Here is a 19732-nt window from a genome sequence, read left to right on the forward strand (position 1 = left end):
GGCGAAGGGTGCGGAAGTGACGGGTCGGGAGTGGCTGAGGCAGGTGGACGCGGAGCAGGTGGAGGCCGCGCGGGCCGGTGATCGCGAGGCGCTCGACGCCGTCGTCACCGCCTGTCTGCCACTGGTCTACAACGTCGCCGGTCGGGCGCTGAACGCCGATGCCGACGTCGACGACGTGGTGCAGGAGACGATGTTCCGCGTGATCCGCGGCATCGACGCGCTGCGCGAGCCCGAGCGGTTCCGGTCGTGGCTGGTCGCCGTGACGATCAACCAGGTCCGCGAGCACTACCGCCGCCGTGACGCCGCGCCGGCGCCGCTGGAGGAGTACGACCGGGCCGACCCGAGCGCCGAGTTCGTCGAGGTCGCGCTGTCCCGCCTGCACATGGCCCAGCAGCGGCGCGAGGTCGACGAGGCCGCACGGTGGCTCGACCCGGCTGACCGCGAGCTGCTGGCGTTGTGGACGCTGGAACGCGTCGGGCAGCTCACCCGCGCCGAGGTGACCGACGCGCTCGACCTCAACGCCCACGCGGTCACCGTGCGGGTGAGCAGGCTGAAGGGCCGCCTGGAAACGGTCCGGCACCTGGTCCGCGCGCTGTCCGCCGAACCGCGCTGCGCGGGTCTGGCGCAGGCCGCGCAGGGCTGGAACGGCGAGCCGAACCCGTTGTGGCGCAAGCGGCTCCTGCGTCACGTCGACGAGTGCGGCCGATGCGGTCGCGGGGTCGACGACGCGATGCCGGTCGAACGTATCCTGACCGGCGCCGCACTGCTCACGGTTCCGGCGAGCTACCTGCCGCACCTGCTCGAGAACCTCGCCGACCCCGCCCTGGACCAGGTCGCGCACGCCTACCACCTCGGCGAGTCCGCGACCAAAGGCGCCCATCTGGCCGAGCCCACCGGCCTGACGGCCAAGGTCGCCGGTCTGACCAGCAAGCCCGTGCTCGCCGTGGCGAGTGCGGTGGCGGTGTGCGCGCTCGTCGGTGTGGCCGGAACGATGGTCCACTTCCCGTCAGACCCGCCTGCTGCTGTTGCGATTCCCAACAACACGATGGCACCGATCACCACGGCACCGAACACCACGTCGTCCGTCGCCGAGACCACGTCGAGCACGCCGTCGTCCACCACCACGACCACGACCACTCAGACACCCGAACCGGTTCGTGTCGCTACGCCGGAGGAGCGTGTCCTCGCGCTGATCAACGAGACCAGGGCCAAGTCGGGTCTGCCGCCGCTGACCGTGGATCCGGCATTGGTCGTGGCCGCCGAACGGCACACCAAGGCGATGATGAGCAACGGCTGTGGGTTGTCGCACCAGTGCTCCGGCGAGAGCGGTCTCGGCGAGCGCAGCACGGCGGCGGGCGTGAAGTGGAGCTCGGTCGCGGAGAACGTCGGCATGGGCGGTCCGGTGAAGGACACCGTCGAGGCGATCTCCAAGATGGCGCTCGGCCTGACCCAGGGCATGATCGACGAGAAGCCGCCGAACGACGGCCACCGCAAGAACATCCTCAGCAACTCGTCCACCCGCATCGGCATCGTGGTGATCCGCGACGCCAAGGGAACCGTGTGGATGACTCACGACTTCGCGGGACGTTGACCGACTTAAAGCTAGAAAAGATCATCCTCTGGTCGTACGCGCGGACGCGACCGCAGTCGGACGCGTGACGATCTGTCCGGAAAGCACTGTCTCCTCCGTGCAGATGTCGTCGACCGTTGCTCAGCGCACGCCCGTACTCGTCACCACCGGAACCCCTGACGTCCTGCGTTGGACGGGTTTCGGTGGCGCGGTGCTCCTCACCGCGGGAGCGTGGGCCACGAGAGCGGTGCCGGTCGCGCTGGGTGCCGCCATCGCGGGCGCCGGGCTGGTCGTGCTGGCCTGGGCGTTGCTCGGCCGGGTCACACCGGACGCCGCGTGGCTGCGCCGGACGCTCGCGTTGTGGTCCGGGCCGCTGGTGCTCGCACCGCCGTTGTTCAGCAGGGACGTGTTCAGCTACCTGGCCCAGGGCGAGGTGGCGGCGCGCGGGCTCGACCCGAACGTGGTGAGCCCCGCCGTCGGCGCGAGCGCGGAGGCGGTGGCGCGCGTCGGCGTCTACTGGCGCGAGACGCCGTCGCCGTACGGGCCGTTGTTCAGCACCGTGGAACGGGCGATCGCCGAGGTCACCGGCGGCAGTCCGGTGGCGGGCATCGTGCTGTACCGGCTGGTCGCGGTGCTGGGGCTGCTGCTCGTCGTGTGGGCGGTGCCCAGGCTCGCGCAGCTGGCGGGCACGTCCGAGCGTGCGGCGTTGTGGCTGGGCGTGCTGAACCCGTTGGTGCTGTGGCATCTCATCGGCGGTGTCCACAACGACGCGCTGATGCTCGGCCTCATGCTGTCGGGCACCGTCGTCGCGTTGCACGCACTCGACGACCTCAGGTGGTGGCAGTTCACGGCCGGTGTCGTCCTCATCGGACTCGGTGCGCAGGTGAAGCTGCCCGCACTGGTCGCGCTCGCGGTGGTGGGCACCGCGCTGGCCCGGCGACTCGGCGGAGGCCTGGTCCGGTTCGCAGGCGCGGGGCTCGCCATGGTGGCGGCCGCGGTCGGGGTGTCGGTCGTGACGTCGCTGGCCGGCGGGGCCGGTTTCGGCTGGGTGCAGGCGCTGGGGACGCCCTCGAAGGTCAACAGCTGGATGGCGCCGACCAACTGGCCGGGCTTTCTGGCGGGTGCGGTGTTCGGCCCGGAAACCGGTCAGGCGATGATTTCCTCGGCGCGGATCGCGGGGTTCGTGCTGATCCTGTGCGGCGTCGTGGTGGTCTTGAACCGTCACCTGCGCGGCGGGATCTCTGAGGTGACGGCGCTGGGAATGATGATGAGCTTGATCGTGGTGCTGGGGCCGGTGATCCAGCCGTGGTACCTGCTGTGGGCGGTGCTGCCGCTGGCCGCCTGCCTGCCGGCGGGGAGGTGGCGGACCAGGGTCGCCGTGCTGGTCGGCGTCTTCGCGCTGCTGGTGCCGCCGCTCGCGGGCAACTTCGCCGGTCGCGTGACCGAACTCGTCCTCGCCTACGCACTCGGGATCGCCCTGGTGGGTTGCGCCTGCTTCGTCCTGCGCCGGGTGCCCGTTGCCGTCCAGAACTGATCTCGTCCGCTACGGCTCGGCCGCGCTGGCCGGCGGCGCGCTCGCGCTGAGCTTCCCGCCGCGCACGTTCTGGTGGCTCGCGGTGCCGGCGTTCGTCGTGCTGTGGCTGACGCTGAACGGCGCGGGCGCGCGTCGCTCGGCCGGCCTGGGGTTCGTGTTCGGGCTGGCGTTCTTCCTGCCGCACCTGTGGTGGATCCAGCACTTCCTGGGCAATGAGTTCGGTCCCGCGCCGTGGGTCGTGCTCTCGGCGTTGATGGCGTTGTTCATCTGCGGTGTGTGCGCGCTCTTCCCGTTGGTCTCGCGGCTGCCCGTACCGCCGGTGTGGGCGGCGTTGCTGTTCGTGCTCCAGGAGACCGCGCGCGGACTGATCCCGTTCAACGGCTTTCCGTGGGGCCGCGTGGCGTTCGGTCAGGTCGACGGACCGTTCGCGCACCTCGCGGTGATCGGTGGCGCACCGTTGGTGACGTTCGCGGTGGTGGTGACCGGGTTCGGGCTCGCAGCCTGGTTGCCCCGCTTGAAGGCGTCCTGGGCTCTGGTGCCGTTCGCCGCCGCTCTCGCCGTTGGTCCGCTTGTTGCCGTGGACGCGCAGAACGGCACACGGACCGTCGCGGTTGTACAGGGCAACGCACCTGACATCGGTCTCGGCCTGCTGACCGAGGGCAAGACGTTGCGCGCCAACCACCTGCGCAAGACGGAAGAGCTGACGAAGCTGATCCAGAGCGGCGCGGTCGCCAAACCGGACCTCGTGGTGTGGCCGGAGAGCGCGACCAGGACCGGCGACCGCGACCCGGTGCTCGACCGCGCCGTCGACGACCTCGGCGTGCCCGTGCTGGTGAGCGCGCTGCGCAACAACCAGAACTCGGTCATCGCCTGGGAACCCGGACGCGGCGCGGGGGAGTCGTACGCGAAGCAGGAGCTCGTGCCGTTCGCCGAGCACATCCCGCTGCGCCCGCTGGCCCGGCTCGTGACGCCGTTCGCCGATCAACCCGACCTCGACGCCGGCACCGAACCCGGAGTGCTGGACATCGCGGGCACACGCGTTGGCCTCGGCATTTGTTATGAGGTCGCCTACGACTACGTCCTGCGCGAGAGCACCGCTTTGGGCGCACAGGTGCTCGTCGTGCCGACCAACAACGCCTGGTACGGCCGTGGTGAGATGACCTACCAACAGCTCGGAATGGCACGTCTGCGCGCCATCGAACACGGCCGTGCGGTCGTGGTCGCGGCGATCAGCGGTGTGAGCGCGGTGGTTCGCCCGGACGGCAGCGTGGTGCGGTCGACCGGGATGTTCACCGACGACCTGATGGTGGACTCCGTGCCGCTGCGGACGGACCTGACGTTCGCGACGAGGTTCGGCGGCGCGATCCACGTCCTGCTCACGGGAGCGGCGATCGCCGCGTGCGTGGCCGGGTCGTGGATGCGCCGCCGTGCCTCAGTTGGTGCTGCCGAGCAGAGCTGATCCGAGCAACGTTCGCTGGTGCAGCACCGAAATGCCCTGCCTTTCCGTCGTCAGCAGGCCCGCCTCCCTGAGCACGGTCGTGTGCCGGCTGACCGCGGACGCCGAAGCGCCCAGACGCCTCGCCAGTTCGTTGGTCGTGGCCCCGGCACCCACGGCGGCCAGCACCGCGGACCGGGTGTTGCCCAGCAACGCCGCGAGCGCTCCGAGCTCGCGCCGTCCACTCGCGAGCTGCCGCTGCCAGGTCCAGTCGTGGTGCAGCGGGTAGACGACGGTCGGCGGCAGCAGAGGATCAGCGAGCGCGACAGGTGTTCGCCGGCAGAAGTACGACGGCACCAGCCGCAACCCGCGCCCGTTCAGGTGCAGGTCCCGGTCGTAGGCGTACTGCACCTCCAGCACGGGCGGCCGCCAGTTCATCAACGGCCACATGCCCCGCAGCAGTCCTTCGGTCCCCGATGCCGCCCGGTGCAGGCGGTCCGTCTCGACCGCCTCGTCGATCAGGTCGCGGTACGGCTCGATCACCGCGCCGTGATACCGGCGCAGTGCCGCGGTGAGCTCGGCCAAAGCGCCGTCGCACCCCTCCGCCAGCGGACGTGTCCACGTGGGAGTCGGGTTGACGTCGGCGAGCAGCTGGAACTCGTCCCGCAGCCGTGCGCGCGGTGTCGACCGGATCGCGGTGAGGGCGGCCGCGAGACCGTCTGCACCCTCCGGCGGTGTGAGGAAGTCCGGAAAGTACGGACCCAACGGCGCGAGGACGGACAACAGCCGCACGCCTGAACGGATCGTTTGCACGTTTCCGTTGCGACGGATGTCGTGCAGCCACGGTTGCAACAGCATCCCGCTGTCGCCTTCGGTCAGCCGGTTCCGGCTGAACACCATCTCCCAGAGCGGATCGACCCTTTCTGCTATCTGCGTACGCTCCAGATCACCAGCGGAAAAATGGATGCGCAACACAGCAACCTCCCCAGGCCCAGGTCACCGTGGAACACGTTACCCGGCGTGTCACTCCGCCGAATTCCGCAACGAAAACCGGGCGTGCGGCCAATTGCCGCACGCCCGGTGAATTACTGCCCGATCAGTCGCAGAGGCTGCTGGTCCACTGGTGCGAGCGCACCCGGATGCCGGTCAGGTCGCCTTTTTGTCCCTGCCTGGTGCAGCCGATCCGATTGGTGAACCCGGTGTCGCCGTAGAAGGCGACGCCCTGGGCGGAGGAGGTGCCCCGGTTGTAGACGGACCGGACCTCCGCGGCCGTCACCGACGGGCACTTGATGGCGCCGGACATCCAGTCCGCGTCGGCCACCTCCCACGTGCAACGCCCGCCGGTTCCGCCGAAGCCGGTCCAGAAGCAGACGGTGCCGGTGTTGCAGTCCCAGGCGGAGAGAGCCTGGCCGGTCTCGGTGTCGTACGCGGCACCGGCGGTCTGCCCGGCCGGGGCCTGCGCCTGCGCGCTCGGGGCCGCAACCCCGACGACCACGAGCAGCGCGAGCGGCATCAACGTCGACGAGACTCGCCGAACAAAACTCAAGGAATTTCCTCCTTGCCCCCATGAATCGAATGCGGAAACCGGGCGTGCGGCCATTCCCGTACGCCCGGTTTCCGCATCGAAGCGGGATCAGCCGCAGCGGGTCGTGATCCACTGGTGCGACTTCACCTTGTAGGTGCCGGTCAGGTCACCCTTCTGGCCCTGCTTGGTGCAACCGATCCGGTCGTGGAAACCGGTGTTGCCGTAGAAGGCGACGCCCTTGAACTGCGAGGAGGTGCCCCGGTTGTAGACGGACTTGACCTCCTTGTCCGCCGCCCACGAGCACCTCACGGGGTTGCTGTTCCAGTCGTCGTCCTTGTTCTCCCACATGCAGCGGCCGCCCTTGCCCTGGAAGTCGTTCCAGAAGCAGACGTGGCCGATGCTGCACTCCCACTGAGCCAGCGCCTGCCCCGTCTGGACGTCGAAGGCCGCGCTCACGGCGGCAGGCGCGGCCGGAGCCTCCGCCTGTGCGCTTGGCGCCATGATCCCGGCGACGATGAGCAACGCGGCGGGAACCAATGCCAGGAAAATACGCCGAACGAAACTCAAGGATTCCTCCCTCTCCCATTAATTCAGCCGGGATCACCATAGGCAGAAGGAGGAAGTCCGGAAAAGCTATTGCTCCGTGGTGCAAAAGCTCATTTCAGGGCCGTCGGGTGTACCGGTGTTTCACGCCGATCGGGAAGTACTCCGGGTCGCCCTGAGGCCGCAGCACGACCTCGGGCAGCTGCCGTTCGACGGGCACGTAGTGCGCGAACTCGCTGTTGAGCCTCAGCAGCTGGTCCCTGATCTCCTGTGCGATCCGCGTCGCGTCCGCGGCCTGGCCGGGCGCGGTCTCGACGGTGATCCGCAGCGTGCGGTCGCGGTCGGCGTCCTCGACCGACTCGATCACGAACTTGCCGGTCACGGTGTCGCTGACGCCCGGCTGTTCCAGGCCGACCGTCACGTTCTCCGGATAGACGTTCGCGCCGAAGAACGACACGGTGAACAGCGATCGTCCGAAGAGGAAGACGAACGGCAGCTCCGGTCCGGGCGGCGGGGTGAAACCGTGTTCCGCGCAGAACGCCACAAGTTCGTCGTACCCGAAGATGCCGCCCTCGTCGGCGATCCGATAGCGGATCAACGGAATCCCGCCGTCCGCGGTGAACACGAGCGTGCCGTCGTGCACCTCGAAGAACCGGCTGGCCGGGTCGTACTGCACGAGCGTCGGCAGCCGTGCGTCACCGAACACCTCCCGCGCCAGCTCGGGCCGGAGCGCGAAGAACCGGCGAATGCTCACCGACACCGCGGTCTCGTTGCCCAGCACACCGGAATCCGCGGTGCCGTACAGAGAAGCGATGTCGCTGACGGGATCGGCGACACCCGCCCGTTGCGACACCAGGTCACGCCACTGTTCGCTGAACACCTCGCCGGCCAGCACCAGCTTGATGTCGTACGCGGGCCAGTCGACGCCGGGCGTGTCGATGACGTCCTTGACGAACGGCGGATAGCCGAGCAGCACGACCTGCTCGAAGTGCGGCGCCAGTTCGGGCAGCACGCGCAGGATCTCCGCCTTGTTGTTGCCCGGCGCCACGACCGTGATCGGGCAGCCCTTGGCCGCGAGATGCCTGGTGCACGCCTGCGTGAACAGCCCGCCGACCCAGGTGCCGAGCGGAAAGCACACCACGGCGAGCGTCCTGCGCTCGTCCGCGTGGAAGCCGTCCACCAGCACCTGCTCGAACCTCCGCGCCACGTGCAGCTCGTCCTCGATGCCGCGCGGCCAGATCGTCGGCCGGCCGCTCGACCCGGACGACACCGCGATCATGTCGCAGCCCGAGAGGTCGCCGTCACGGCACAGCTCCGGCAACGGATAACGCTCGTGGTAACTGGCTTTGTCCAGCAGCGGCAGCCGCTGGAAGTCCTCGAACGTCGTGATCGTCGCCGGATCGACGTCGTTCTCGCGCAACAGCTTCCGGTACGCGGGCACGGTCTGCGCCGTGTGCTGGAACAGGTCGAGCACCCAGCTCTCGGACTTCGGCTCGGACGGCGCGAAGAAGTCGTCGAATGCCTGGCGCACCCTGGTCTGCCGGCTGGTGTCCATGATCCGAGCCTATCGGCGTTCACCGCACTGGTGCGGGCGCCTTGACGTCCGCCTGGGCCTCCAGGTGGTCGGGCAGGGACGCGCGGTAGATCGGCATGGCCGCGGCGGTCGTGACGATCGCGACCAGGACGAGGATCGCGAACATCTCCGGTGTCACCAGCCCGTACGCCAGGCCGATGTTGATGAAGATCAGGATCATCAGGCCGCGCGCGTTCATCAGGCCGCCGACCGCGGACGCGTAGCGCCACGTGTAACCCTGGGCGCGGACGACCAGGCCGCAGCCGAGGTACTTGCCGGCGAACGCGGCCAGCATGATCACGGCGAGCGGGAACCACAGCGCGCCGCCCGCGCCGAACCCGGAGACCTGCGTGTTGAGGCCGCTGAAGGCGAAGAACACCGGCAGCAACAGGATCGAGTTGAGGTCGGTGAGCTTGGTTTCGAGCTCGTGGCGCACGACCGGTGTCTTGGGCATCGCGAGGCCGGTGATGAAGCCGCCGAACACCGAGAACACGCCGATGAAGTCGGTGAACCAGCCGGCCACCAGTACGACGAGCAGGACGATCGCCATCATGTCGCGGCTGAGCTTGCCGTCGCGTTCCGCGCGCTCACCGAGCTTGCCGAGCCACTTGCGGCCGACCGTGAGCATCAGCACCGCGAAGATCGCCGCGCCGATGATCGTGCGCAGCGCGCCACCGGCGTTGCCCGAGGCGCCGACGGCGATGATCAGGGCCAGGAACGCCCACGCCACCGCGTCGTCGATCGCCGCGGCGACCAGGGTGAGACCACCGATCGGGGTGTTCGCGATGCCGCGTTCCTGCAAGATCCGCGCCAGCATCGGAAACGCGGTGATCGACAGGGCACCGCCGACGAACAGCATGAACACCCACAGGCTCGACCCCTCGGGGCTGAGCGAGTCGAAGAAGATCACCGCAGTGCCCGCGCCGAGCAGGAACGTCGGCACGATGCCCGACACGGCGAGCACACCGGCCTTGCGGGCGTTGGCTCCCGTGGTCAGCTTGTGGTCCAAAGAGGACCCGACGAGGAACATGTAGAACGTCAGCCCGATGGTGCTCAGCACGTACAGGGTGCTCTTGACGTCGGCGGGGAAGAGCTGGGCCTGCACGCCCGGCGCCACCGCACCGAACAGGGCCGGTCCCAGCAGGACGCCGGCGACCATCTCGCCGACCACCCTGGGTTGCCTGACCAGCATGGCGAGGCGTCCGCACACCGTGGTCGCGACGAGCACGACCGCGAGTGCGGCGAAGACCTGCAACGCGAAGTGGATCTGGTTCACGGTGATCTCCTGGGGACTAGTGCCGGACCGGGCAACCCTGCGGGCCGTGCGTGTCGAAGTAGCGGCCCGCCAACCGAAGCCGGCGGGCGTGCAGCACCATCGCGGTGCCGAGCACGAGCTGGACGACGCTGCGCCAGACGTCCTCCCAGCGGTCCCGCACGCGCATCGGGGTGAGGCTCGGCACCGGTCCGTCCCGGACGAGCAGGCACGGGCCGCGGCTCGGCAGCGATCGGGTGTGCGTGACCGACGAGTGCAGCGTGACGCGGCGCAACACCACCCTGGTGGCCGCGCGCATCGCGATGGGGGAGAACCGCCACGCCGGGCAGGGGCGGTTGGCGGCGATGCCGAACGGGATGTGGTGCGCGTGGCGAGCTGTGGAGCGTTCCCAGCGGCCGGGATCGAACTCGTCCGGGTTCGCGTAGCCGGTCGCGTGGTAGACGGGATAGTTGAAGCACAGCACCGAACCCGCCGGGAACGTCGTCTGCTCGTCGAGAGAGATGTCGGCGGTGGTGATGCGGTGCGCGATGCCGAACAACGGGTAGAGGCGGAAGGTCTCGTCGAGCACGTGGGCGAAGTACCTGTCGTCGTCCGGGTTCTGTGCGAGTCGTGCCGCCACCTCGGGGTGCTGGGCCAACGCGAGCAGCAGGTGCGCCATCGCCTCGGACGTCTGCACGACGGCGGTGTTGAAGTACGTGCCCTGCAGGTAGTGCACCTGCTCGGTCCTCGACAACGTCTCGGGCAAGGGATGCCGGACGTCCGCGAGCCGTTGTTCGAGGTAGCGGGTGAGGCGGGCGCGACGGGCCGGGTGGCGCAAACCGGTGCACTTCAACGAGTTCACGACGTCGGTGGCGTGCCCGACGATCAGGTCGCGGGCCGCCCGCGGGCACGGTTCGCCGAACACCAGCTCGTAGAAGTACTCGGCCCAGATCGGCATCATCAGGTCGCGCAACCGCACGCGGGTGACCCGGCCGGTCAGCACCTCGTCGAGCACCCGAGAGGTGCAGTCCCCGGCCGTGGCCGACAGCGATTCCGCCGGCCCGGCGAGGAAAGAGCGGGTCGCGCGGGCCACGTCGTCGTAGCGCGGCCCGGCCTCCAGGTGCTCCTGGTGCACTTCGGGACCGGGGGAGAGCCAGTACCAGAACAGGTCCGACAGCCCGGCGCCCCTGCTGCGGCCGTTCGCCGCGGGATGGCCGTAGAGCTCCTGGAAGCGGTCCGGGCCGACCTGGTCGTTCGGGAACGTGATCGCGTTGTCCCCGTTGAGCTTCTCGAACACCTTGGCGCGCAACGCGACCACCCGTGCGGGCAACCAGTTCACCGGACCACGACCATGTCCGGGCCGAGCTCCCCGCCGCACAGCGCGAGGACGTGCTGGAACTCGTCGCGCAGCACGTCGAGCACCCGCCGCACCCCTGCCTCGCCGTCCGCCGCGAGCCCCCACAGCACCGGCCTGCCGATGCCGGCCGCCGAGGCTCCCAACGCCACCGCCAACGCGATGTCGGCTCCACTTCGGACACCGCCGTCGAGCACGACCGGTATCCGCCCGCCCACGGCGTGGACCACCGCGGGCAACGCGTCCAGAGCCGCCGGTACGACGTCGAGCTGACGACCGCCGTGGTTGGACACGAAGATCCCCGCCACCCCGTGCTCGACCGCCAGCACCGCGTCCTGTCGGTGCAGCACTCCCTTCAACCACACCGGAAGTGACGTCAGCTCGCGCAACCGATCGACGTCCTGCCACGAGCACGCCGCCATCTCGATCTTCCGCAGACCGGTGACACCGGCCAGGTCGCGCATGTTCTCCGCCGCGAGCCCCGCGGGCAGGTCGTGGAAACCGTGCGCGATGTCCCGGCGGTGCCGGCCGAACACCGGCGAGTCGACGGTGATGACCAACGCCGCGCAGCCGGCCCGTTCCGCCCGCCGCACCAGGGCTTCGGTGACACGCGGATCCGGTTGGAGGTACAGCTGGAACCACACCGGCCCGGTCGCGGCCGCGACGACGTCGGCGATCGGCACGGTCGACGCCATGCCGGACACCAGGACCGTCCCGCCGGCCGCCCGCGCGGTCGCCAGTTCGCCGTCGGGGTGAGCGAGCCGGTGGAACGCGGTCGGGGAGATCAGCACCGGGAACTCGGCGCTGTTCTGCTTGCCCCGCAACACCCTCGGCAGCAGGGCCAGGCGCCGGAACGCGGCCTCGTTCTCGGCGAGCACGACCTCGTCCCCGACCCCGCCCGCGAAGAAGTCGTAGTGGACGGGGTCGAGCACCGCGCGTGCCTTGTCGTGCAGTTCCGCGAGCACGGGGTTCACCGGAGGTACGCCCTGAGCGGTGCCTTGTGCACCTTCTCGCCGTCCCACTCGTTCTCGAGGTTCTCGGTGAGGTGGTGCTCGTCGACCAGCTCACCGGCGCGGAACCGCCGGACCACCGGGTGCAGGTAGCGGCCGTCGAGCCCGCTGGTGTCCTGCTGCGAGTTCCGGCCAGCGGTGATGTCGAACGGGTTGACCTTGTCGTGGTCCGCGCCGTACTCCAGCGTCACCGCCAGGTACGTCTCGACGTCGCCGAAGTCGCCCCGCGCCACGGCTTCGTGCAGGTGCGCGACCGGTACTTCCTCGACGTACCGCACGGTGCCGTCGGGCCCTATCAGCACGGCGTCCGCCATGAACGCGAACAGCTGCCACAGCGCGGAAGTCCGGTTGACCCGCTCGATGATCGCCTCGGTGACGTCACCGGGGGCTACTTGACGGCTCGGCCAGTCCACGCCGTGGTACCGGTGTTCCGCGATCCGGTGCAACGCGCGGACGCCGTAGCGGAAGCCGTGGATGAACCCGCTGGTCGACTTCTTGAAGTCCCGCGCCTGCGTGATCGTGCCCGCGAAGAACAGGTCCGGCACGTTCACCGACTCCCACGCCGCGGTCTGGTCCGGGAACCGCGAGTTGATCGTGAGCCGCGGCCGGCACTCCGGCGCGAAGATCGAGGCGTCGAACCGGAACCCCGTCGCGAGGATCACCCGGTCGTACCGGATCTCCTTGATCACCTCGTTGACCCGCTGGAAGCTGACCCGCACCAGGTAGTCGTCGCCGTCGCGCCGGATGCCCTCGATGTGCCCGTCCAGCACCGCGTTCTGCGACTTGAGCTGGTAGGTGTCGAGGAAGTTGTTGTTCACCGCCCGCAGGTGGCCGACGAAGTGCGTCTGCCAGGCCAGTTTCAACGAGCCGGGCCCGGCGACGTGGATGACCGACGCCGTTTCGACGAGGGCGTCGGCGGTCTCGAACGCCGAGTTGCCGCGCCCGATGATCAGCACCTTCTGGTTGGTGAACCCCGCCGGGTCCACCGGCACGTCGTAGTACAGCTCGGCGTGCTCGGCCCCCTCGATCTCCGGCACGTACGGCTTCGACACACCGGTCGCCACGATGACCCGCTTCGCCCGGTAGGCGGCGCCGTGCTGGTCGCGCACCACGAAGTCGTCCGGCCTGCTGACCGACACGACCTGCGTGTCGTAGCGGATCGGGAGGTCGTTCTTGACCGCGAAGTCGCCGAGGTAGCGGACCATGTCGTCGGCATGCGGGAAGTAACGCGGCGTGTAGCCGGTGAACAACAGCTCGGGATCCTCTGACAGCAACGAGTTCCAGTCGACCCGGAGGTTCAGCTCGGGGTCGTCCCAGCCGGTGTAGATCTTGTTGATGGAGATCAACTGACGGTGCCGGGGGAAGCGGGTGAAGAACGTCCCCGCCGCCGGTCCGGCCTCCAGCATCAGATGGTCCCGGCCGTCCCGCTTGAGCAGGTAGGACGCCTGCAACCCCGCCGGACCGGCGCCGATCACGAGACACTCGGTCGAAACCTCGCTGGACACGACGTTCTCCTTCACGCGGTGAGCTGACGCTTGTCGGGTTTGCCGCTGGGCGCGACGGGAGGTTCGGAGATCGCGGTGACGCGAACGGGGGCGCAGGCCGCACCCAGTCGTCCGGTCACGAGCCGTTGGAGTTCGGCGAGTTCAGGAACGCGATCACCCTTCGGCACGACGAACGCGTGCACGGCCTCGCCGGTGTCGTCGTCCGGTACCGCGACGGCGTAGGCCTCGGCGACGTCCGGGTGCTCGGCGATGACGTGCTCGATCGGGCCGAGGTAGTGCAGGTTCGCGTTGACGATCACGACGTCCCTGGCGCGCCCGGTCAGGTGCAGGTGGCCGTCGGCGTCGACGTGGCCGAGGTCGCGGGTGCGGACCCAGCCGTCCACGAAGACCTCGGCCGACTCCTCGGGGTTCGCCCAGTACGCACTGGCCTGGCCGGGGGTGCGGACGAACAGCTCGCCGGCGCGGATCTCCACGTCCACGGGCGGTTTCCCGACCGTGCCGGGTGGATCGGACGGCGTCGCCATCGAGATCATCCCGGTCTCGGTCTGCCCGTAACCGTGGAACAGCACCGGTCCCAGCACGTCGAGGGCTTCGCGGTGGCGTTCGGCGGTCAGCGGTGAACCGGAGACCAGCAGCGCGCGCAACGTCGACAGGTCGGCGGGGGAGTGGCGTTGTGCGGCAACGAGTTTCGCCAGGCCGGGCACGGTGATCACCCGCGCCGTGGCCCTGTGCCGGGTGATCGCGTCGGCCGGGTTGTCGGCGACGACGATCGTGCCGCCCGCGGTCAACGTCAGGATCGCGTACTCGAACATCACCTGGCTCGACAGCGAGCCGAACACGAGGTACCGGTCGAGGCGCGTGGCCAGGTCGCGGATCGCCGGAGGCCAGGCGCTGGGACGGGCCGTCCACGCGTTGGTCATCGAGGCGTAGGTCTGCGCGCACGCCTTGGGCGCGCCGGTGCTGCCGCTGGTGTGGATCAGCCGGGCGATGTCGTCGGGGTTTCCGCTGCAGTGCAACGGTTCTGGGGCGGCCCTGACCAGATCGTCGGCATCGCGGACCACGAGCTTGATGTCGAGCCCGAGCAGGTGCTCGACCTGGGCCTCGGTCAGGCCGGGGCGCACGCCCACCACCCGTGCGCCCACGACGTGCGCCGCCAGGATCGTGGCGAACGCCTCCGGGTGCACGCCCTGGAGCAACGCGACCCCGTCACCGGGGCCGAGACCGTTGGCGCGCAACCCGTTCGCGATCCTGGCGATCAGGTCGAGCAGCTCGTCACCGGTCACCACGCGGGTGCCGTGCTCGAACACCGGCCGGTCCGCCGCGGCGCCGAGCACGTCGAGCACCGCGCGCGGGAACGGCTCGGCGTCACGCGCCGGCAAGACATTCCTTCACGAACACGCCCAGCGGCTGCTGGTGCACCTCTGGGAAGTCCCACTGGTTCTCGAGGTTCTCCGCGAGGTGGTGGGTCGCGGCGAGCACGCCGTGGCGGTAGTAGCGGACCACCGGGTGCAGGTAGCTGGCGTCGGCCGCGTTCACCGCGTCGTTCTCGGCGACGCGCGGGATCATGATGTCGAACGGGTCCACGGTGTCGTGGTCCGGCCCGTACTCCAGCGTCGCCACGAACCGGTGCTCGGCGGGCCCGAGGCCACCGTCCGCCACGTACGCCACCGGCACTTCCTCCTCGTACCGCGCGGTGTCCGCGTCGACCGTGACGACGTCTCCCATCACCGCGAACTGCTGCCACAGGGCCGAAGAGGTGTTCACCCTGGCGATGAGCGCGTCACCGATCGCCTCGGGGGAGAGCTCCAGTTCCGCGCCCGGCCACGGGGTTTCGTGGTTGCGGGCGCTCAGGACGCGGTGCAGTGCGCGAGCGCCGTAGCGGAAGCCGTGGATGAACCCGCTGGTGGACTTCTTGAAGTCACGGGACTGCGTGATCGTGCCCGCGAAGTACAGGCCGGGGATGTTCGTCGACTCGAACGCCGAGGTGAGCCGCGGGAACCGGTCGTTGATGACGAGGTCGGGCCGGCAGTTCCGCGCGAAGACCGAGGCGTCGAACCGGAACCCGGTGCACGCGATGATCCGGTCGTACTCCAGTTCGCGCAGCTTCTCGACCGTGCGGGCGTACCGGAACTGGATGCGGAACCCGCCCTCGGGCCGTTGCTCGATGCGTTCGATCGTGCCGTCGATGACCGCGTTCTCGGACTTGAGCTGGTAGGTGTCGAGGAAGTTGTTGTTGACCGCGCGCAGGTGCCCGACGTAGTGGGTCTGCCAGGCCAGCTTCACCGAGTGCGGCCCGGCCACGTGGATGACGGCGGCGTGTTCGACGAGCGCGTCGGCGGTTTCGAAACCCGAGTTGCCCTTGCCGATCACCAGTACCCGTTGGTCGGTGAACTCTCGCGGGTCGGTGTCGAAGGTGTCGTAGCGTTCGACGTGCTCGATGCCGGGGATCTCCGGTACGTAGAGCTGTGACACCCCAGTGGCCATCACGAGGTTCCTCGCCTGCCACGTCCGTCCACTGTGGTCGGTGGCGACGAACCCGGTGTCGTCGCGGTCGATGGAAGTGACATCGATGTCGTACTCGACGTGGAGACCGGCCGCGCAGTCCCGGAAGTACCGGACGATGTCGTCCGCGTCCGGGAAGTACTGGGGGCTGTAACGGGTGAACAGCAGCTCGGGGTCGTCCAGCAGCAGCGAGTTCCAGTCCATCCGCATGCGCCGTTCCGGATCCTTGGACCCGGTGTGGACCTTGTTGATGGAGATGAGCTTGCGGTGGCGCGGGTAGCGGGTGAAGAACGTGCCGGCCCCGCTGCCGCGCTCGAGGACGGCGTAGTCGCGACCGTCCCGCGCCAGCAGTGCGGCGAGCTGCAAACCGGCCGGTCCCGCGCCGATGATCAGGTAGTCGTACGCCATGGACCGGGAAGCTACCCACGCGATCTCAGAACTTTCTGAGATCGGCTGCCTACCGTCCGTGCGGTGACCACGACTGCTTCAGCCACGTCCGTGGACCTGGGTTCGCCGCTCTCCGTTGCGCATCTGCTGCGTGCTTCCGCACCGCTCGACGTGGTGGTGGGAGCCTCGGTGGCCGATCGGGTCGCACGAGGCCGTGCGTATCTGCGCACCGTGCTCGCTGACGACGAACGTCCGGTGTACGGCGCGAAGACCGGCTTCGGTGCGTTGGTCGGTTTCGCGGGCCGTGCCACCGAAGCCGACCAGTGCGACAACACGCTGGCACACCTGGGCGCCGGGCAGGGCCCCGACCTGCCGCTGGACATCGCCCGCGCCGCACTGCTGGTGCGCACGTGGTCGTTGGCCCAGGGCTTGTCCGGCGTCTCCGCGCACGTCGTGGAGGGTCTCGCGGCGATGTTCGCGACCACCTTCGTGCCGGCGATCCCGCGCTACGGCTCCGTCGGCGCCAGCGGTGACCTGATCCCGCTCGCCTATGCGGCCCAAGCGTTGCGCGGTCGGGGGCACGCCTACCTCGACGGCGTCCGGCTGCCCGCTGCCGAAGCTCTGGCGTCGGCGGGCCTCTCGCCGTTGGAGCTCGACGGCCGTGACGCCCTGGCGTTGGTCAACGGCACGTCCGTCACCACGGCTGCTACAGCCCTTGCGCTGTCGTCGATTCGTGCGTCGCATCGTGCCGTTGCCGACCTGACCTGCCTGCTGGTGGACGTTCTCGGCGCCGATCCCGGCTTCCTCGATCCGCTACTGATCTCCGCGTTCGGTCATCCCGGTGCTTTCGCGGTCTCGGCGGACATGCGTGGACTGCTCGAAGGCACGCGGCCGAGCGGCGAGCGGCCTTTGCAGGAGCCGTACAGCATCCGGTGCTCACCACAACTGCTCGGCGCGGCCGAGGACGCGTTGCGCTACGTGGACGGCGTGGTGCTCGCCGACCTCGGCGGGGTCAGCGACAACCCGTTGTTCTTCCCCGGAGATGACCTGGTGGCCCACGGCGGCAACTTCTTCGGCCAGCCCGCCGCGTTCGCCGCCGACGTGCTGGCGATGGTGACGGCGTCGCTGGGCAACCTGGCCGAACGCCAGCTGGACCTGCTGGTCGACCCGGCCCGCAACACCGGCCTGCCACCGATGCTCGCCGCGGGACCCGGTCAGCAGCACGGGTTGCAGGGCGTGCAGCTGGCCACGACGGCGTTCGTCGCCGAGATCCGGCGGAACGTGCTACCCGCGAGCACCCAAAGCCTGCCGACCAACCTGCACAACCAGGACGTCGTGCCGTTCGGGACCCAGGCCGCGTTGCGCTCCTACGACCTGGCTGAGCTGCTGCGGCTGCTGTGCGGGTCGCTCGCGCTGGGGTTGCGGCAGGCCGTCCACGTGGGCGGGAGGAGGCCGACCGCGCCGCGCTGTGCGGCGTTGCTGGACGCCCTCACCGACGCGATCGAGCCGGTGGACCCGGACCGGCCGCTGGACGTGGACGTGCGGGTGGCCGCCGACGTGGTGACGGGGAGGCAGTGGTGATCACGGGCAGGCGGAGGTGATCCTTTCGCGCAGCCGAGAGGACGACTCCACCGCCGGCGGCAGTCTCAGCGTGAACCGGGCGCCCCTGCCCGGATGCCCGGACGCCCGCACCGTGCCGCCGTGCCCGGCCACGATCTCCCGGACCAGGGCCAGCCCCAGTCCGAACCGCTTCTCGCCCCGTCCGTGGTGGAACCGGTCGAAGAGCCGCTCGGCCTCGACCGACTCGAACCCTTCTCCGGTGTCCGCGACCGTCAGCTCCACCTGCCCGTCGCGCTGCGCCACCCGCACCGAGATCCGTCCGCCTTCCGGCGTGTGCCGGACCGCGTTGGCCAGCAGTTCGTCCACCGCCCGCCGCAACGCGGTTTCCACACCGGACACGACCAGCGGGCCACTCGGAAACTCCACGGACAGCACGATCCGGCGTTCGGCGGCCCGTTCGCTCTCACCCGCCACCGCGGCCTCGGCCACCGCGACGAGGTTCACCGGCGGCCCGTCGAGCTCCCGGTTCAGCCGCGCCGACAGCAACAGGTCGTCCACCACGTCCGACAGCCCGCGGATCGACCTCGCCAACGCGTCGAGGCCGTCCCGCTGGTCCTCCGGCAGGTCCTCGGACAGCAGCTGGGCCCGCAGGTACGCCCGCGCCAGGGGAGTGCGCAGCTCGTGGCTCGCGTCCGTGACGAACTGCCGTTGCCTGGCCAGCGCCTCCGCCAGCGGCCCGACCGTCCGGCGGCTCACCCCGAGCCCGATCAACGCCGCCAGCAGCAGGCCCGCCGCCTGGGCGATCCCCAGCGCCAGCAGCAGGTGGTGGCGATCGGCGAGCAGGTACCGCATGTCGAACACGGCCTGCACCGTCGAGTTCGCGCCCGCGGTCGTGAGGACCATGTACTCCGTGCCGTTGGCGGACACGTCTCGCGAGACCGCGACCCCCGACGACTGGACCGCGTCGAGGTCGCCGCGCAACGGGAACCCGCCGGGCACGGCCAGCACGCCCTCGTCGAGCACGCCGTCCTTGAGCACGAACACCCACGCGCAGCGAGGCGCGACGTCCGGCACGCCGAACCGCGTGTTGTACCGGAGGTCGCGCGCCACCTGTGTTTCCTGTGCCTGCACCATGACCACGTACGCGATCGCGCCGACGAAGGCGATCATCACGGTGATCGCCAGGCCCACCAGCACGCTGACCCGCAGCCGCGCCCGCCGCACCTCCGCCCGCTCGGCGTCCGCCCACGACCTCGCAGACCTCGAACTCACAGGGCCCCCAACCGGTAGCCCACTCCCTGGACCGTCCGCACCACCGAACGTCCCACCTTCGACCGCAGGTAGTGCACATAGGTGTCCACAATGGACGGCGATGGGGCGTCGTGGAACACCGTCCGCCGCAGCGCTGCCCGCGTGTGCACCATGTCGGGGTGGGTGGCGAGCACACGCAGCAGGGCGAACTCCCTGGCGGTCAGCGGCACCCGTTCGCCGTCGGGCAGCACGACCTCGTGCTGTTCCAGTTCGAGCCGACCCGCGCCGATCCGCAGCACGGCGGCCAGTTCCGCGGCCCTCCGGTGGAGCGCTCTCAGACGTGCGCGCAGCTCGCCCAGGTCGAACGGTTTCATCAGGTAGTCGTCCGCACCGGCGTCGAGACCGTCGATTCGATCGCGAACGCTGCCCATCGCCGTCAAAACCAACGCCTGCGTCCACACGGACCGGGAACGCAACCGGGAAAGGAGATCCAGGCCGTCCAGCACGGGCAATCCGCGATCGATCACGACCACGTCATAGGTTCTGGTCAGCGCGAGATGCAGCCCGCGTTGCCCGTCCAGTGCGATGTCGACGGCATGTCCGTCACGCTGGAACGTGGTGGAGAGCAACTCCACCAGCTCTCTGTCGTCCTCCACGAGCAGCAGGCGCACAGCATGGAGAATCCCACGGTTGCCGGGCGTCGGGCCAGGTCACCGAGGTGGTGCAACAGG

The 19732-nt window shown here is 69.5% G+C and carries 16 protein-coding genes; 4 read left to right on the plus strand and 12 right to left on the minus strand.

Annotated elements, in window-relative coordinates:
• Positions 1 to 16 precede the first annotated feature (16 nt).
• The 3 genes from G7043_RS37480 (at position 17) to lnt (ending at position 4563) form a co-directional block, all read left to right on the plus strand.
• Positions 17 to 1591, plus strand: coding sequence for a sigma-70 family RNA polymerase sigma factor (locus tag G7043_RS37480; protein ID WP_166053428.1), 1575 nt, complete (start codon positions 17 to 19; stop codon positions 1589 to 1591).
• Positions 1592 to 1694: 103 nt separating this feature from the next.
• Entirely contained in the window at positions 1695 to 3104 is a 1410-nt protein-coding gene (gene mptB / locus G7043_RS37485; protein WP_166053560.1) for a polyprenol phosphomannose-dependent alpha 1,6 mannosyltransferase MptB, read from the plus strand.
• Entirely contained in the window at positions 3088 to 4563 is a 1476-nt protein-coding gene (gene lnt / locus G7043_RS37490; protein ID WP_166053429.1) for an apolipoprotein N-acyltransferase, read from the plus strand. The genes mptB and lnt overlap by 17 nt, the downstream gene beginning before the upstream one ends.
• Here lnt and G7043_RS37495 read toward each other — a convergent pair.
• From G7043_RS37495 to G7043_RS37540, 10 genes are all read right to left on the minus strand, one after another.
• Entirely contained in the window at positions 4537 to 5439 is a 903-nt protein-coding gene (locus tag G7043_RS37495) for an ArsR/SmtB family transcription factor (protein WP_207312237.1), read from the minus strand. The genes lnt and G7043_RS37495 overlap by 27 nt on opposite strands.
• Before the next feature lie 196 nt (positions 5440 to 5635).
• On the minus strand, positions 5636 to 6085 hold the full coding sequence (locus tag G7043_RS37500; protein WP_207312238.1) for a peptidase inhibitor family I36 protein: 450 nt from the start codon (positions 6083 to 6085) through the stop codon (positions 5636 to 5638).
• An 87-nt stretch (positions 6086 to 6172) separates the two neighbouring features.
• Entirely contained in the window at positions 6173 to 6631 is a 459-nt protein-coding gene (locus G7043_RS37505) for a peptidase inhibitor family I36 protein (protein ID WP_166053431.1), read from the minus strand.
• 94 nt (positions 6632 to 6725) lie between these two features.
• Entirely contained in the window at positions 6726 to 8162 is a 1437-nt protein-coding gene (locus G7043_RS37510; protein ID WP_166053432.1) for a phenylacetate--CoA ligase family protein, read from the minus strand.
• A 19-nt stretch (positions 8163 to 8181) separates the two neighbouring features.
• Positions 8182 to 9456, minus strand: coding sequence for a cation:proton antiporter (locus G7043_RS37515; protein ID WP_166053433.1), 1275 nt, complete (start codon positions 9454 to 9456; stop codon positions 8182 to 8184).
• A gap of 16 nt (positions 9457 to 9472) precedes the next feature.
• Positions 9473 to 10771 carry a cytochrome P450 gene (locus G7043_RS37520; protein ID WP_313888261.1) on the minus strand — a complete coding sequence of 433 codons (1299 nt, stop codon included), beginning with the start codon at positions 10769 to 10771 and terminating at the stop codon, positions 9473 to 9475.
• Positions 10768 to 11760 (minus strand): alpha-hydroxy acid oxidase, encoded by a 993-nt coding sequence (locus tag G7043_RS37525; protein WP_166053435.1) that lies wholly within the window; start codon positions 11758 to 11760, stop codon positions 10768 to 10770. The genes G7043_RS37520 and G7043_RS37525 overlap by 4 nt, the downstream gene beginning before the upstream one ends.
• Positions 11757 to 13301 carry an NAD(P)-binding domain-containing protein gene (locus G7043_RS37530; protein ID WP_166053436.1) on the minus strand — a complete coding sequence of 515 codons (1545 nt, stop codon included), beginning with the start codon at positions 13299 to 13301 and terminating at the stop codon, positions 11757 to 11759. Before G7043_RS37530 ends, G7043_RS37525 begins: the two co-directional genes overlap by 4 nt.
• Positions 13302 to 13312: 11 nt before the next feature.
• Entirely contained in the window at positions 13313 to 14680 is a 1368-nt protein-coding gene (locus G7043_RS37535) for a class I adenylate-forming enzyme family protein (protein WP_207312239.1), read from the minus strand.
• Positions 14667 to 16211 carry an NAD(P)-binding domain-containing protein gene (locus tag G7043_RS37540; protein ID WP_166053437.1) on the minus strand — a complete coding sequence of 515 codons (1545 nt, stop codon included), beginning with the start codon at positions 16209 to 16211 and terminating at the stop codon, positions 14667 to 14669. Before G7043_RS37540 ends, G7043_RS37535 begins: the two co-directional genes overlap by 14 nt.
• Positions 16212 to 16274: 63 nt before the next feature.
• On the opposite strand from G7043_RS37540, the gene G7043_RS37545 reads away from it, so the two are divergent.
• Positions 16275 to 17771 carry an aromatic amino acid ammonia-lyase gene (locus tag G7043_RS37545; RefSeq protein WP_313888262.1) on the plus strand — a complete coding sequence of 499 codons (1497 nt, stop codon included), beginning with the start codon at positions 16275 to 16277 and terminating at the stop codon, positions 17769 to 17771.
• On the opposite strand, the gene G7043_RS37550 is transcribed toward G7043_RS37545, so the two are convergent.
• Both G7043_RS37550 and G7043_RS37555 read right to left on the minus strand, forming a co-directional pair.
• Positions 17772 to 19022, minus strand: a complete 1251-nt coding sequence (locus G7043_RS37550) for a sensor histidine kinase (protein ID WP_313888263.1) — start codon at positions 19020 to 19022, stop codon at positions 17772 to 17774.
• A complete protein-coding gene (locus tag G7043_RS37555) occupies positions 19019 to 19666 on the minus strand; it encodes a response regulator transcription factor (protein WP_166053565.1) in 648 nt (215 codons plus the stop codon). Before G7043_RS37555 ends, G7043_RS37550 begins: the two co-directional genes overlap by 4 nt.
• Positions 19667 to 19732: the final 66 nt, after the last annotated feature.

Source organism: Lentzea alba, assembly GCF_011067745.1.
In the GTDB taxonomy this organism is placed as follows: domain Bacteria; phylum Actinomycetota; class Actinomycetes; order Mycobacteriales; family Pseudonocardiaceae; genus Lentzea; species Lentzea alba.

Excerpts from the sequence above, each read along its gene's own strand:
- mptB (WP_166053560.1), top strand. The coding sequence starts at position 1,695 with ATGTCGTCGACCGTTGCTCAGCGCACGCCCGTACTCGTCACCACCGGA.
- G7043_RS37495 (WP_207312237.1), bottom strand. The coding sequence starts at position 5,439 with ATGGTGTTCAGCCGGAACCGGCTGACCGAAGGCGACAGCGGGATGCTG.
- G7043_RS37510 (WP_166053432.1), bottom strand. The coding sequence starts at position 8,162 with ATGGACACCAGCCGGCAGACCAGGGTGCGCCAGGCATTCGACGACTTC.
- G7043_RS37540 (WP_166053437.1), bottom strand. The coding sequence starts at position 16,211 with ATGGCGTACGACTACCTGATCATCGGCGCGGGACCGGCCGGTTTGCAG.